General features: G+C 47.6%; 10 protein-coding genes and 1 pseudogene. 6 read left to right on the top strand and 5 right to left on the bottom strand.

Annotation, left to right across the window (positions count from 1 at the left end):
* Window positions 1–18 precede the first annotated feature (18 nt).
* Together RJP21_RS18355 and RJP21_RS18350 are read left to right on the top strand one after the other, a co-directional pair.
* Window positions 19–501 (top strand): DinB family protein, encoded by a 483-nt coding sequence (locus RJP21_RS18355; RefSeq protein ID WP_310860567.1) that lies wholly within the window; start codon window positions 19–21, stop codon window positions 499–501.
* A gap of 654 nt (window positions 502–1,155) precedes the next feature.
* Entirely contained in the window at window positions 1,156–1,917 is a 762-nt protein-coding gene (locus tag RJP21_RS18350; RefSeq protein WP_310860566.1) for a glucosaminidase domain-containing protein, read from the top strand.
* A gap of 172 nt (window positions 1,918–2,089) precedes the next feature.
* On the opposite strand, the gene RJP21_RS18345 is transcribed toward RJP21_RS18350, so the two are convergent.
* Complete coding sequence (locus RJP21_RS18345; protein ID WP_310860565.1) at window positions 2,090–2,680, bottom strand: isochorismatase family protein; 591 nt, start codon at window positions 2,678–2,680, stop codon at window positions 2,090–2,092.
* 147 nt (window positions 2,681–2,827) lie between these two features.
* Here RJP21_RS18345 and RJP21_RS18340 point away from each other — a divergent pair, with 147 nt between their 5' ends.
* Complete coding sequence (locus RJP21_RS18340; protein WP_310860564.1) at window positions 2,828–3,718, top strand: TetR/AcrR family transcriptional regulator; 891 nt, start codon at window positions 2,828–2,830, stop codon at window positions 3,716–3,718.
* A 430-nt stretch (window positions 3,719–4,148) separates the two neighbouring features.
* Here the strand turns inward: RJP21_RS18340 and RJP21_RS18335 are convergent, their stop codons facing one another.
* Window positions 4,149–5,180, bottom strand: a complete 1,032-nt coding sequence (locus tag RJP21_RS18335) for an NADH:flavin oxidoreductase/NADH oxidase (RefSeq protein ID WP_310860563.1) — start codon at window positions 5,178–5,180, stop codon at window positions 4,149–4,151.
* 187 nt (window positions 5,181–5,367) lie between these two features.
* Here RJP21_RS18335 and RJP21_RS18330 point away from each other — a divergent pair, with 187 nt between their 5' ends.
* Window positions 5,368–6,234 carry a helix-turn-helix transcriptional regulator gene (locus RJP21_RS18330; protein WP_310860562.1) on the top strand — a complete coding sequence of 289 codons (867 nt, stop codon included), beginning with the start codon at window positions 5,368–5,370 and terminating at the stop codon, window positions 6,232–6,234.
* Between the two features lie 243 nt (window positions 6,235–6,477).
* Here the strand turns inward: RJP21_RS18330 and RJP21_RS18325 are convergent, their stop codons facing one another.
* Window positions 6,478–7,224: an EcsC family protein gene (locus tag RJP21_RS18325; RefSeq protein WP_310860561.1), complete on the bottom strand. Its 747-nt coding sequence runs from the start codon at window positions 7,222–7,224 to the stop codon at window positions 6,478–6,480.
* On the opposite strand from RJP21_RS18325, the gene RJP21_RS31305 reads away from it, so the two are divergent.
* A complete protein-coding gene (locus tag RJP21_RS31305; RefSeq protein ID WP_397386238.1) occupies window positions 7,111–7,557 on the top strand; it encodes a DinB family protein in 447 nt (148 codons plus the stop codon). The two genes, RJP21_RS18325 and RJP21_RS31305, sit on opposite strands and share 114 nt — an antisense overlap.
* A 132-nt stretch (window positions 7,558–7,689) precedes the next feature.
* Window positions 7,690–10,262: pseudogene (ppsA, locus tag RJP21_RS18315) on the top strand (phosphoenolpyruvate synthase).
* Between the two features lie 78 nt (window positions 10,263–10,340).
* On the opposite strand, the gene RJP21_RS18310 reads toward ppsA, so the two are convergent.
* The gene (locus RJP21_RS18310; protein ID WP_310860560.1) at window positions 10,341–11,228 is read right to left on the bottom strand and encodes a diguanylate cyclase domain-containing protein; all 888 of its coding nucleotides are present in this window, start codon (window positions 11,226–11,228) and stop codon (window positions 10,341–10,343) included.
* 279 nt (window positions 11,229–11,507) lie between these two features.
* The gene (locus RJP21_RS18305; RefSeq protein ID WP_310860559.1) at window positions 11,508–12,854 is read right to left on the bottom strand and encodes a glycoside hydrolase family 64 protein; all 1,347 of its coding nucleotides are present in this window, start codon (window positions 12,852–12,854) and stop codon (window positions 11,508–11,510) included.
* Window positions 12,855–12,993: the final 139 nt, after the last annotated feature.

Raw genomic sequence — 12,993 nt, 5'->3', positions numbered from 1 at the left:
TCACGGGAGGCTGCAAAAATGTTGAAGCTATTCGAGTATAACTGGCAAGTTCGGAACGAGTGGTTCGACTGGTGCGATTCGGTGAGCGAGGAAGAGCTGATTAAAAAACGCACCGGCGGCATAGGTTCTATCCTTCCCACGCTGTATCACATGGTTGCCGTTGAATACGGATGGATATGCGGTGGTATACAAGAAAAAGCGATTCATATCCCTCCGTTTGAGGAAGTGGCTAGTGTGCAGCAAGTAAAAGCTTTTTCCGCCTCTTGCCACGCGGAGCTCGCCCCATTCGTCTATGCTTGGAACGACAGCCTGGAAGACCGAATTATGATCGACATCACCGATTCAGGGGAACGGGAACTCCATAAATACGGGGAAGTGATGCGGCACTTAATCGCCCACGAGATTCATCACATCGGTCAATTGTCCATATGGGCAAGGGAGATCGGAAGAAAACCGGTGACCGCCAATTTGATTGGCAGAGGGTTGTTCGAAATTCAGTGACTACATATTATGAATGAAAAATAAAACGTTTTGACAATCTTATCTATTGATTCATGGAGCAGGCCAAAGGGTCCTGTTCTTTTTTTTCTTGCGAGGTTTGAGGAGGGTTCAGGATGATTCAAGTTAAGTGAGCACAAAGATCTCTACGAGGAACGGAGTGCCGGTTGAAACGCATCTTAAAGACCGTGATGAATAAGTTTCAGTTTTGTTACATATTGTAGGACAAAATAGATCTTAAAAAAAACGGGATACTCGGCGCAAGGTCCGGACGAAAGTTGGAAAAGAAAATTCGAGGAAGCACAATCAGCCGGACACACTCCGTTTATGGAGTGGAGTACAATTCAAACCTTTATCGTTACGAGGAACTTCATCACTTTACTGGGAAGAGGTGTGTTCATGCGTAAAATATTCAAGCAAAAATTGTTCGTATATGTGATTTGTCTTAGTGTGTTACTTACCACCGGTATGGATTTTTTACCGAGTCTGGTCGCTGATGGGCAGAAACCCGATAGATTGGCGACGTTTGTTCAAAAATCGAGTTCGCTCGTTACTTCCTCAAACGAGTTGTCCCCTGTTTTTTCTCCCACGGTTCCGCAAACCCTTTCATCCTCTCGAACCATGCAGGCCGAGGCTTTGCGTTCTGAAAAATTGCATATGCGAAAATCCGTGAACTTATCCGGGACGGAACAACCGCACACGTATAAAGTGACTGCATCCTATCTGAATGTTCGAAGCGGGCCGACTGCGAAATCCCGGATTCTCGCGGTGCAAGAGCAAGGCGACAAGCTGCAAATCGTCGGTGTGACGGGAAATGGATGGCTTAAGCTTAAGGATGGTGGATACGTACATAGCGGTTATGCGAAAAAAATGGAAGGGCAGACGTCATCGCTGTTACCCGATCCCGTGATTACGACGAAACGCCCTGCTCAAACGATTCCGAAAACTTCGGCCAAGTCTGCTGCGAAGCGAACCGCTGCCAAACCTTCGGCACCGTCGTCATCGATTCGTTCGGATTCGGGATTGGAGGCACAGCACATTAAGGAATTGCTTCGCGGAACGGGGCTTGCGGGACATGGTCTCGAAGAAGCGGTGCTCGAAATCGAAGAAAAGTACGATATTAATGCCTATTTCACGATTGCGGTCATGAAGCTCGAGAGCGGCAATGGGAGAAGCAAGCTTGCGACGAGGAAGAACAATTTGTTCGGACTGAACGCGACAGGAGGTTCGAACAATAAAGCGTTCTATTTTAAATCGAAGGAAGATTGCGTGGAGAAATTCGGCCAACTTATCTCGAAGAACTACGTGAATAAGGGTTATACCACCGTAGAGAAAGTCGCGAAAAAATATTGCCCCGCAAATCCGGAATGGCCGAGGCTCGTGAAAGGGATCATGAATAGCGACTATAAGAAAATATAAGGAAACATCGTTACATGTTAAAAGTAGCTATTTTTGCGGCTTATTTCGTTATATGAACCAAGTTCCTGTCCGAAACTGAGGACAAAAACTTAAATCCTATGCAGTAAAGGACAAGAACATGGTACTATGGTCAATTTGACCTTCCGTATGAATCAAAAGCATGTACCTCTCATTATACAGACGTCTCCGATTGAAGCGCGGCACATGCGAGAATATCCTCGGTCGTACGGACTCTGCCAATACGCGGAAAGATGACTTTACTTACATGATCATGTTCCGATTTGGTGAAGCCGGTCATCGCGTCAATAGCAAAAACCACTTGATACCCATGGGCAAAAGCTTCGCGTGCCGTGGTATCAACACCAATACCAGAAGCAATGCCGCAAAGGACGATTGTCGTGATACCCCGTCTGCGTAACTGTAGATCCAAGTCCGTTCCGTAAAATGCTCCCCATTGGCGTTTCGTAATGACATGATCGGTATCGGTGACTCCGATCTCGGGAACAATCTCATCCCATCCAGGCTCCAGGTTTAAGGGAGGAGGGGCCTGATCTAATACCGGACGCGGCATATCTTTGAAGTCTTTCGTGGATACGCGAACAAGCCCTACGAAAGCACCTGCCTGACGGAATGCTTGAACTAGGGTGGAAGCGCGGCTGACAACTTCTTCTGCCGAGTGTGGAGCATATTGGGCTCCAAGCCATTTTTGCAAGTCGACGACGATTAATGCCGTTTTAGGAAATTCATACAAAAGCTCTTCCAAAATAAATCACTCTCCCATAATGAAATCGAGCAAAGCTCTTATGATGTGACCTGCGATTCTATATTTTGAACTAAAGGTCAATTGACTCTATGTTCATAATTTTGTACTATGAGTTTAAAGTTGTCAAGAGGGGAAGGATGCGTAAGGATGAGCGTAACCAAGCAGGATATCATTCATTCGGCTTCCAAGATGTTTAAAGAAAAAGGTTACCTGGCGACCTCGATTCAGGAAATCGCCCAGGACTGTTCCATTGCAAAGGGTTCGGTGTACAAGCATTTCCCTTCCAAAGAAGACTTATTGTGCGCCGTTTTCGATGAGTGCCAGACGGTTTATTTTGAACAAGCCGAGTTCTTGAAAAATAACGAATCAAAAAGTTCCAAGGAAAAGTTCGTTGATCAAATCGCATTTCGCTTTCAATATTTTATTGAATACAGGCATATTATGGTCGAATTCATTGATCTTCCCATTACGCAATACGCGACCTTCCGATCGCTGAGGAACCATGTTCGCGCACGCATGATGGAGTGGCATAAGTATTGGCTGCTTGAAGTCTACGGCGAACGGATCAATTCGTTTCTTTGGGATCTGATCTTTATATACCGCGCGATCCTGAAGGACTATCTGCAGCGCATCATTTACGAAGAGAAGTTGTTGTCGATTGAGGACACCGCCAGGTTTATCGTCGGCATACTGGACGCATTAGTCGAGCATATGTCCAGCTCAGGTTCGAAGGGACTGCTTGGGCGTAGCGCTTTTGACACATTCATTCACGCAGGTTCAAATAACTGGACTAGTGAAAAAGAACAAATTATCGAGGAATTACTCGGCAGAATCGTTGCGCAGATTAACACGTGGCCGAGCGGGAGCGCTCGACGGAAGGAACTTCAAGAGATTATCCAGTTGTTGGGGGAGGAGATCTTGAAGGCGGAGCCTAAGAGGTCGCTCATTCAGGCGCTTTGCGCCTACTTGGAACAAGAGCGGGAGCTGCGGAGTACGGTCATTCAGCTGAAGCAAATAACCTTGGAGGAGCGGGAGTAAGGGGGAGGCAGTGCTGATAACACACCACCGCAGAAGCGCTGTCAAAAACATGCCCACGGAAATGGGAGTCTCCCGAAGAAAGCACACAATTTGTGGGCGGCGTATTGGAAACTTTATCTGCAGTATTATGAATGACTGAACCCAGCCTCATCAGGCTGGGTTTTTGATTTTATCTATAAATGCAAAACAGAACTCAAGATGATGCCATTCACGTGGGTGAATGGATTTAAAATAAATGATTGGGATACCGACTTTTAATCGTTGTCAAAATATAGTCGAAATGATACGCTTGCGTCAGAAGCCTTTGGAAAAAATTCCGGCCCCCACAGTACTTTTTTAAATGCTATTATTTTTCTCATACGGTACTAAATCGCGGCTTTACAATAAAATGGAGCTCTGCCGAGATCGTACCATAACCGTGCTCATCCGATTACAGATACGCCCGCTCGTATTGCTTCGGAATGTTGGTCTGCCCTTGCTTTAAAGCGATCGCTGCATGTGTCGCCCAGTAGGGATCTCGCAGCATGCCGCGGGCGATCGCCACGAGATCGGCATCCCCGTTACCAATGACGGCGTCGGCCAGCGACGGATCCTCCAGCATTCCCACCGCAACGACGGGGACGTTTAGGGCTTCTTTGATGCTTCGGGCGAATGGCACCTGATAGCCGGGATAGTTACCGGGCTTTCTTTGCCCCGGCGGACCCTCTCCGCCCGAGCTGACATGAAATACGTCCACGCCTGCATCCCGGTAAGCTTCGCACAGACGTATCGCGTGATCGATGTCGTAGCCGTTGTCCGCATATTCGACGGCCGAAATCCGGAAGAATAGCGGCATATCCGCCGGCATCTCTTTTTTCACGGCCTGTATAACCTGAACGCCGAATCGAGCCAGATCTTTTCCGTATTCATCGTCCCGCATGTTCGTTAGCGGGGATTGAAACTGATGAATCAAATACCCGTGAGCCCCATGAAGTTCGATCGTGTCCACACCTGCTTGGACGGCGCGCCGTGCCGCATCGGCGAAGAGCTGCACCGTCCGTTCGATTTCGTCCTTTGTAAGGACACGAGGCTTCCGGTAACGAGAGCCCGGGAACGCAATCGCCGAAGGGGCGACCGGTACTCCCGCATCTTCAGCTTTGCGGCCGGCGTGTGCGATTTGAATCCCAATTTTTGCACCATGGGAATGAACCCCATCGATGATTTTTGCGAAGTACGGGATATGCTCGTCGGACCACAGTCCCAAGTCATCATCCGAAATGCGGCCATCCGGTTCCACATCCGTCATTTCCATCATGATCAGGCCGGCACCTCCGATGGCCCGACTGAGGTAATGGACATAATGCCACTCACCCGGCTTGCCATCCTTAGTGATAACGGAGTTTTGGAGCATGGGTGCCATCACAATGCGATTCTTAAGCTGCAGTCCCTTAACTTGATAAGAGGAAAACAAACGCTGGTCCAAATTCAACACCACCTGTTTAGAATTGTTAGTCGAAATGAAGCGTAACTGAACATGGTTTCATCTTACCGCGGCTTTACAACTTGAAAAATAACTCCGTTTGTAATCATATCCCTGCTAATAACAGCATCACCCCTATAACTGACGGAACTACTATTGACAGTATCAGCCTGAGAGGAGGAACACCGACATGAATGATGAACAAAAGCGACAGGAGATCGGCCAATTTTTGCGTTCCCGCAGGCTGCGTCTTACGCCGCAGAGTGCAGGCTTGCAGCACGCTGATTTTACCCGGCGGAGAACAAAGGGGCTGCGGCGGGAAGAAGTCGCGGCGCTCGCCGGAATCTCCCTGCCATGGTATACCTCGCTTGAACAAGGCAGGGACATTAATGTTTCCGATGAGGTGCTTGACAGCTTAGCCCGCGTATTGCGTCTGAACGGAGACGAACGTAAACATCTGTATCTGCTTGCCAGACCGCCTCGAACCGCCAGTAACCAGGACAGTGACCAACCGATTGTATCGGATTCGCTAAAGTATTTGTTGGACCAGATGCCGTCGTGTCCGGCATATATTTCTGACAGTAAAATGAATGTGCTTGCCTGGAACCCGCTGGCTTCTTCCGTCTTCGGCTCTTTCGGGACGGCTGACAGCCGCGAGTGCAATATGATCTGGCGTATGTATATGCTGCCGTCTTACCGGACGATGTTCATCGGCTGGGAAGATCTTGCCGGATCACTGCTCGGCCATTTCCGAGCCATGTATACCCGACATATAGAGGATCCCTGGTATACCGAATTTATTGAAGAGATGTCGGAAGGCAGTGCAGAGTTCGCGGCAAGATGGGGGAATTACGAGGTAGGATGCATAAGCCAGCTCCCCCGCGTCATTGTGCATCCTAGGGCAGGCCTGCTCAACTTGTCGACGCATCTCTTCCCAGTCCACGACAGCTCCTGTCAGTTCCTGAACGTATTTACGCCTGATTTGCAGGACGGCTCGGTCGAACGCCTGGCCACACTGGCGGAAGAATCAAAGTCCAAACAAACAGTAACGATTTGAAGAAACTTTACCGGCTTGTTCAATAGCAGGAAGCTGAAAAGAGGTTGCACAGGAGGGCGCTCCCTACAACTTCTATCGAAATTTAACAAATGGAGAACTCAATAAGTCCATGAGGGCAGCCGAATCATTCATATCGGCTGCTTTTTGTTATTATGGGTGAGCAACCATAAATGGTTGTTCATGAAATGGGGGAAGTAGCACGTCCGGAAAAAGTGGGTTTTATTTAGCAACCACAGAGAGGGATTAGCCCATAATCTCGAAATCATCGTGCAATCTGCGCAGGCGGTAAGCGTTCGTGGCGGATTCGCGCAGCTCCTCAAGAATGGTGTAATTCGCCCATGCCCCTGCGATCGCGCCGATCCCCGGCACCATCTGCAGTATTTTTCGGAAGTCGATGGCGTCGCGATACTCGATCTGAAATGTCTCCCAGTCCATATTGCGATTGTATTCGGCGTCGGTGAGCCATTTTTCTTTCTCAATATGCCAATGCTTGATGGTATCGAGTAACCTGGCACGGGTTTCCGGCCCCGAAAACGTCATTTGAAATACCTTGAGAATGAATAACCGTTCAGAGAAATGTTTGGTGTCATAACCGTAAACATGCGCCAACTCGAACAAATATTTCATCTTGATCGCAATGAGCGCCGGAAAGTCTGCCATGCTAAGCACAAGGCCGCCTGCTCCCGTTCCTGCGCCTTCGGCGACGGCGATTTTTTGGTATAGGGCAAACAGCTCTTTTGCTTCTTGATCTGCAGACTCCAGTACTAGAGTATGATTCACCCGACGGCTGGGCGTATATTCCGCACCAAACAGTGCCGTGCGTACAATCGATCGAATAGTTGTCGTAATGACGCGGTGCACCTTCGGTGGAATCAAATGGTTAATTCGAGTGCCGATCGTTTTCGATGTTTTTTCCAGCCACCCTGGCGGTTTGAACATTTTTTGTTCCCAGTCGGCAATTTCCCTTTGCACTTTATGTTCGTAGTTCATGATCAAATCGCTCCCTTAAAGACCTGGCTATATTGTAACGAATATTTCCGTGTTGCGGAACAGACTCCAGCAGGTGGCGGACCTCAACTAAAGTCCAGCATCGCCAAGAGGTTAGCCGTGACCCCGACATTCGAAGCACCCCGGATCGGCATGGCCCGTACGCTGATGTTCAATCACGTGTATCATCATGGGGGGCAGTTAATGGTCTATCTTAGGCTGCTCGGAATATCCGTTCCTGGGGTGTACGGCCCCAGCGCGGAACGACAGTCAATACCAAAAAAGAACCTGGACAAAAACCCCAGATTCTTTCTTATTGCACAAAAAAAGACGTGATGATATAATCAGATCACGCCTGTTTCTTGTCATAAATACATAAGTATCTTATCTTACATTTCAAGTATAACATGCCGGTTAAACTTTTGTCAAATGTTTTTTTCTCAATCTAATGGTTAGGGAGATGGTCGAATGAGTTCCATGGTTATTGGGTTTCAGGAAATCGAAAAATCGCAGCTTTATCTCGTTGGCGGAAAAGGGTTGAATTTAGGGGAATTGTCTAAGATTGAAGGAATACACGTCCCCGAAGGATTTTGTATTACAACAGCGGGATATCAAAAAGCCATCAGACAAAACGAAACATATCATGCTTTGCTCCATCGACTAACCATGCTAAACGCAGATGATCGAGACCAAATTGGTGACATCAGTAAGAAGATCAGGCAGGCCATTATGGAAGCAGAAATTCCTTCCGATGTCGTGGAGGCTGTGACTCGCTATCTCACCCGGTTCGGTGAGGAGCACGCTTACGCCGTGCGCTCGAGTGCGACTGCCGAAGATTTGCCGCACGCCTCTTTTGCGGGTCAGCAGGATACTTATTTAAATATCATCGGCGTCGATGCCATTCTGCAGCATATCAGCAAATGTTGGGCTTCCCTTTTTACGGATCGCGCTGTTATCTACCGTATGCAAAATGGATATGATCACCGTCACACTTATTTATCCGTCATCATTCAAAAGATGGTATTTCCGCAGACTTCGGGGATATTGTTCACCGCTGATCCAATAAGCGGAAACCGGAAGCAGCTGTCCATCGATGCCGGTTTTGGACTAGGGGAAGCGCTGGTCTCCGGCTTGGTATCCGCTGATCATTACAAAGTACAAGACGGGGAAATCGTCGACCAAAGGATAGCGGCCAAAACATTGGCGATCTATGGACGAAAAGAAGGCGGAACCGAAACCCGGCCAATCGATCCAGATCAGCAAAAGGCACAGACACTGACAGACCAACAAATTTTACAACTGGAACGGATCGGAAGACAGATCGAAGCTTATTTCGGCCAGCCGCAAGACATCGAATGGTGTTTGGCTGATGATACATTTTATATTGTCCAGAGCCGTCCAATCACCACTTTATACCCGATTCCTGAAGCGGATGATCAAGAAAATCACGTCTATCTATCTGTTGGTCATCAACAAATGATGACGGATCCGATAAAACCGTTGGGATTGTCCTTTTACCTGTTGATTACTTCAGCACCTATGCGTAAAGCCGGCGGGAGGTTGTTTGTTGATATTGCACGTGGGCTGGCTACAACTGCCGGCCGGGAAACTTTATTAAAAAACCTGGAATCCGACCCGCTTATTATAGGCGCACTCAAGACCATCATCGAGAGAGATTTTATAAAATTGTTACCGAATGATCAAACAGCACCGATTCCCGCCAAAATTAATACGGATAAGCCGGCAGCCTTCGAGAACGATCCGACGATCGTTTCTGATTTGATCCAGCAGAGTCAAGCCTCCATACAAGCTTTAAAACAAAACATCCAAACGAAATCCGGCGCGGAGTTGTTCGATTTCATCCTCGAAGACATCCAGGAATTAAAGAGGATTTTATTTAATCCGCAAAGTACGGCTGTGTTTATGGCTGCGATGAATGCTTCAGTATGGATCAATGAACACATGTACGAGTGGTTAGGCGAAAAAAACGCAGCCGATACGCTATCTCAATCAGTGCCAAACAATATCACCTCGGAAATGGGCTTGGCGCTATTGGATGTCGCGGATGTGATTCGCCCTTATCCGGAAGTGATTGCATATTTACAGCATACAAAAGATGATCGATTTTTGGATGAATTGGCTCAGTTTGAAGGCGGGCAGGAAACCAAAGAAGCGATCGATGCTTATCTGGACAAATACGGCATGCGATGCGCTGGAGAAATCGACATTACCCGTCCCCGCTGGAGCGAAAAACCGATTACGCTTGTCCCGTTGATTCTGAGCAACATCAAAAACTTTGAGCCTCAAGAAAGCCAAAGGAGATTTGAGCAAGGGCGTCAGGAAGCTTTGGCCAAAGAACAAGAATTGTTAGTTCGATTGAAGCAATTGCCGGATGGCGATCTAAAGGCTAAAGAAACCAAACGCATGATCGACCTCATCCGGAATTTCATCGGATATAGAGAGTATCCCAAATACGGTTATATTTGCCGTTACTTCGTTTATAAGCAGGCTATACTGAAAGAAGCTGAACGACTCGTAGAAGCAGGCGTGATTCATGATATCGAAGATATATATTACCTTACCTTTGAAGAGCTTCACGAAGCCGTTCGCACCAATACACTGGATGATCGGATCACCGGCAAACGCAAAGACGAGTACAAAATCTATGAAAAACTGACCCCGCCGCGTGTCATGACGTCTGATGGTGAAATCGTTACAGGTGCGTATAAACGGGGAAATCTCCCGGCCGATGCGATTTTAGGTCTGCCTGTTTCTTCCGGAGTGATCGAGGGACGAGCGCGTGTCATCCTAAACATGGAAGATGCCGATCTGGAGGAAGGAGATATCTTGGTCACCGCTTTTACGGATCCAAGCTGGACACCTTTATTTGTATCCATCAAAGGATTGGTCACGGAAGTCGGCGGCCTGCGCGAGAATATGGCTTACCTGCAGTTGTCGGGGTGGATCATGCGACCAAGCTGATCAAAGACGGGCAGCGAATTCGCGTGAATGGAACAGAAGGATACATTGAAATATTGTAATAGCTAAATATGATATCGTTGAGCATAACGAGTCAAAGAAAGGGTCATCCCGCAAAAGGATGGCCCTAAAACTTGCCGTTAATGGTATGATTCGATCGAGATCGAATTAGGGCCGCTTCGCCTTGCATGGTCGATAACTTCTATCGTATCCTCGATTATTTTCCGAATATTGATGCTGTTTTTGAACTGGCCGACGAGACCTCCGATGTAACATCCCATTTGCTTCGGACAATCGATGGAGGCAAAATCAAAAGATATCATATCGTTGATGATATTTTGAGCGGTTAGGGTGGTTAAGTCCTTGCTGGCTTTGGCAAATACAATGAATTCATCCCCATGCGCACGGCCAATGGTGGCATGATCTATGTATTTTTTGACGTTGGATTCAATCATTTGATAGCAAGCGACAATGACGTTGTCTCCTACCTCGAAGCCGTAATCGTCATTAATCTGTTTGAAGTGGCTGATGTCAAACCGAAAAACCGAAAGCGAATCATCGTCCGAACACAGAGCAACGATATGGGCCGCCGTTTCAAGAAACATTTCCATATTGGGAATGTTCTTTTTAATTTCATGCACATCCGCAAATCCCATATGTTGCAAATCGATTTCCTTCATCATTTCAAATCCTTCTTTCTCAATGATTGATATGAGTCGATCAATAGCCATTTTCTTTTGGATTTGTTCATTTAATGCAGCGGTAATCTCGATGCGTTTGCGTATCAATTGGTGAACGAAGCTTGTACTTTCCATGGGTCCGCTTAAGAGCTCCTTGATTTCTCTCAGGGAAAATTCCAGATTTTTCAGAATCATGATCCAATTCAAAAGATGAGATTGCTCTGATGTATAGGATCGGTAACCTGTTTCGGAATCAATTGCCGCTGGCTTAAGCAATCCGATCTCGTCGTAGTGTCGAAGCATTTTTGTAGTCACATGATTTAATTCCGCGAACTCTCCAATTTTCAAACAAAGACACCCTTTCACAAGTTATTCCGGCAGGAATTCCTTAGGTTAAGCATAAACCTTACCATAACAGGAGAGTCAAGACTTCCAGATATAATACCGGAAAATTTCCGTTAAATACTTGCCGTTACAGGCAGTTGTTGCGCTAACGGTCGTGCTAGCTCATGAAATGTGCGAAAGAACCTCCCATTTGACTGGAAGGTTCTTTTATAAGAAAGCATTTGGCGAACGTTGAAAAATACAGAAGGGGTGGAGAATCTTCCGTGCTCCGCGTCAGAAGATTTACCAGCCTATGCGAACAATCAGGCCTTTCGGATCGCTTACTTCAAGATAAGAGGATTGGCCGTTGACATCGTCATAAGGAAACCCGTAGGCCAAGCGGTTTATACTGTGATCATGCCAAAATTTTGCGTAATAATTGGCCGGCGCGGCTTGATAGTAATTCGATACGTTATTCCAGTCGTTAGTCGTATATACATGACGATTAATGGCTGCACAAGTGGCCGCATCCGTTAAAGCGCCGTCGCACCGGAAAATATCCTGCGTACTGTATGGAGCGTACCCGCCGAAATAGTTGGCATTTGCGCCACCCTGGGCGAAAGAACCGTGACTTGGCGCGACGATGCGATAAGGCGCTTGAATCGTGGCCAGCGATTTGAATGCGGCAGGAACTTCGGCTTGGAATTTGGCGAAGAGGCCGCTTCGGGTTTCGGATTCAAGCTCACCCGTGGTTTTATCGAAGGATCCGGATTTGTTGACCAGTCGATGCTGGATTGGGAAACCGAATGCATCGACGCGTGTCGTATTGCCGTGATATCCAGCCGCGTCGATCGTGAATTCGACGAAATCGAAATAGATGTCGCGGTTTGGGTCGGTCGGATTGTTCAGATCGGGGCCGGCGAATCCATCGTTATAGGTTTTGATATACAGCGGAGTGCCGACGCTAAGGAACATCCGGCCTGCCGTGATTTTTGGCAAGGTGACCCAGGAAGCGTCGCTGATCTTATGGTAAATATTGGCGTAATTATTGCCGTTTTTGGTTAGATGACCCGGCGCATCATTCAAGGCGCTCGAGATGGGGAGAAGATTGCCGTTGAGGTCCAAATAGCTCCACTGATTGTTGGCGGGATTAATGCCGATAACGCCCCAGTATATTTGCTGGTCGGTGTATGCGCCATTGGTCCCGTTCATGAGCTTCACCGAGACGGCGCCGTTTGGCGGCAAAGGAATCGTGGATGGAAGAATGTCATAAATAGAGCCGGAAGAAGAGGGAGGTGGAGTGGAACCCGCGGTGTATGTAAAGACTTCGGTGTCGTAGGCCGTGTTGCCGTTATTGTAAGTGAATGAATACGTAATCACGGAGCCTGCGGCAATGTTGGAGATGGCCTGTTCATATCGGGATTTGCCGGCGTTGTAAGCCATTCTGAAATTTTGCTGAACGCCGCCGTTCACTTGATAATGTACATCGACCCAACTAGTGTTGACGGCGGATTTGAACCATACGGTGGCTACGCTTCCGGATAATTCGACTCCCCGCGTATAGTCCGCAGCTTGGGCTTTCGTTCCGAAGAAGGTACAAAAGGTCAGCAGCAACGACAGGATCAACAGGTAAGGCATTCCCTTTCGCATGTTCAAATTTTCCTCCTTTAAAATGGGGATAAAATCAGCTTCGCAATTGGGTTTGTTATGGCATCACCCCTTTGTTCCGGCGGAGGTATTTGGTTGTCTGAAATAAAATGAATGCGGTTACAAAGGGATTATAAACCCA

It is taken from the genome of Paenibacillus sp. VCA1 (assembly GCF_031583795.1).
Lineage (GTDB): Bacteria > Bacillota > Bacilli > Paenibacillales > Paenibacillaceae > Paenibacillus_AQ > Paenibacillus_AQ albilobatus.
Note: the sequence above shows the minus strand (reverse complement) of the source record. Positions and strands in the feature narration are given on the sequence as shown.

Bases quoted from the DNA above. Each gene is read 5' to 3' on its own strand.
- RJP21_RS18355 (WP_310860567.1), top strand. From the start codon at position 19: ATGTTGAAGCTATTCGAGTATAACTGGCAAGTTCGGAACGAGTGGTTC.
- RJP21_RS18350 (WP_310860566.1), top strand. From the start codon at position 1,156: ATGCGAAAATCCGTGAACTTATCCGGGACGGAACAACCGCACACGTAT.
- RJP21_RS18340 (WP_310860564.1), top strand. From the start codon at position 2,828: ATGAGCGTAACCAAGCAGGATATCATTCATTCGGCTTCCAAGATGTTT.
- RJP21_RS18330 (WP_310860562.1), top strand. From the start codon at position 5,368: ATGAATGATGAACAAAAGCGACAGGAGATCGGCCAATTTTTGCGTTCC.
- RJP21_RS31305 (WP_397386238.1), top strand. From the start codon at position 7,111: ATGGTTAATTCGAGTGCCGATCGTTTTCGATGTTTTTTCCAGCCACCC.
- RJP21_RS18325 (WP_310860561.1), bottom strand. From the start codon at position 7,224: ATGAACTACGAACATAAAGTGCAAAGGGAAATTGCCGACTGGGAACAA.
- RJP21_RS18305 (WP_310860559.1), bottom strand. From the start codon at position 12,854: ATGCGAAAGGGAATGCCTTACCTGTTGATCCTGTCGTTGCTGCTGACC.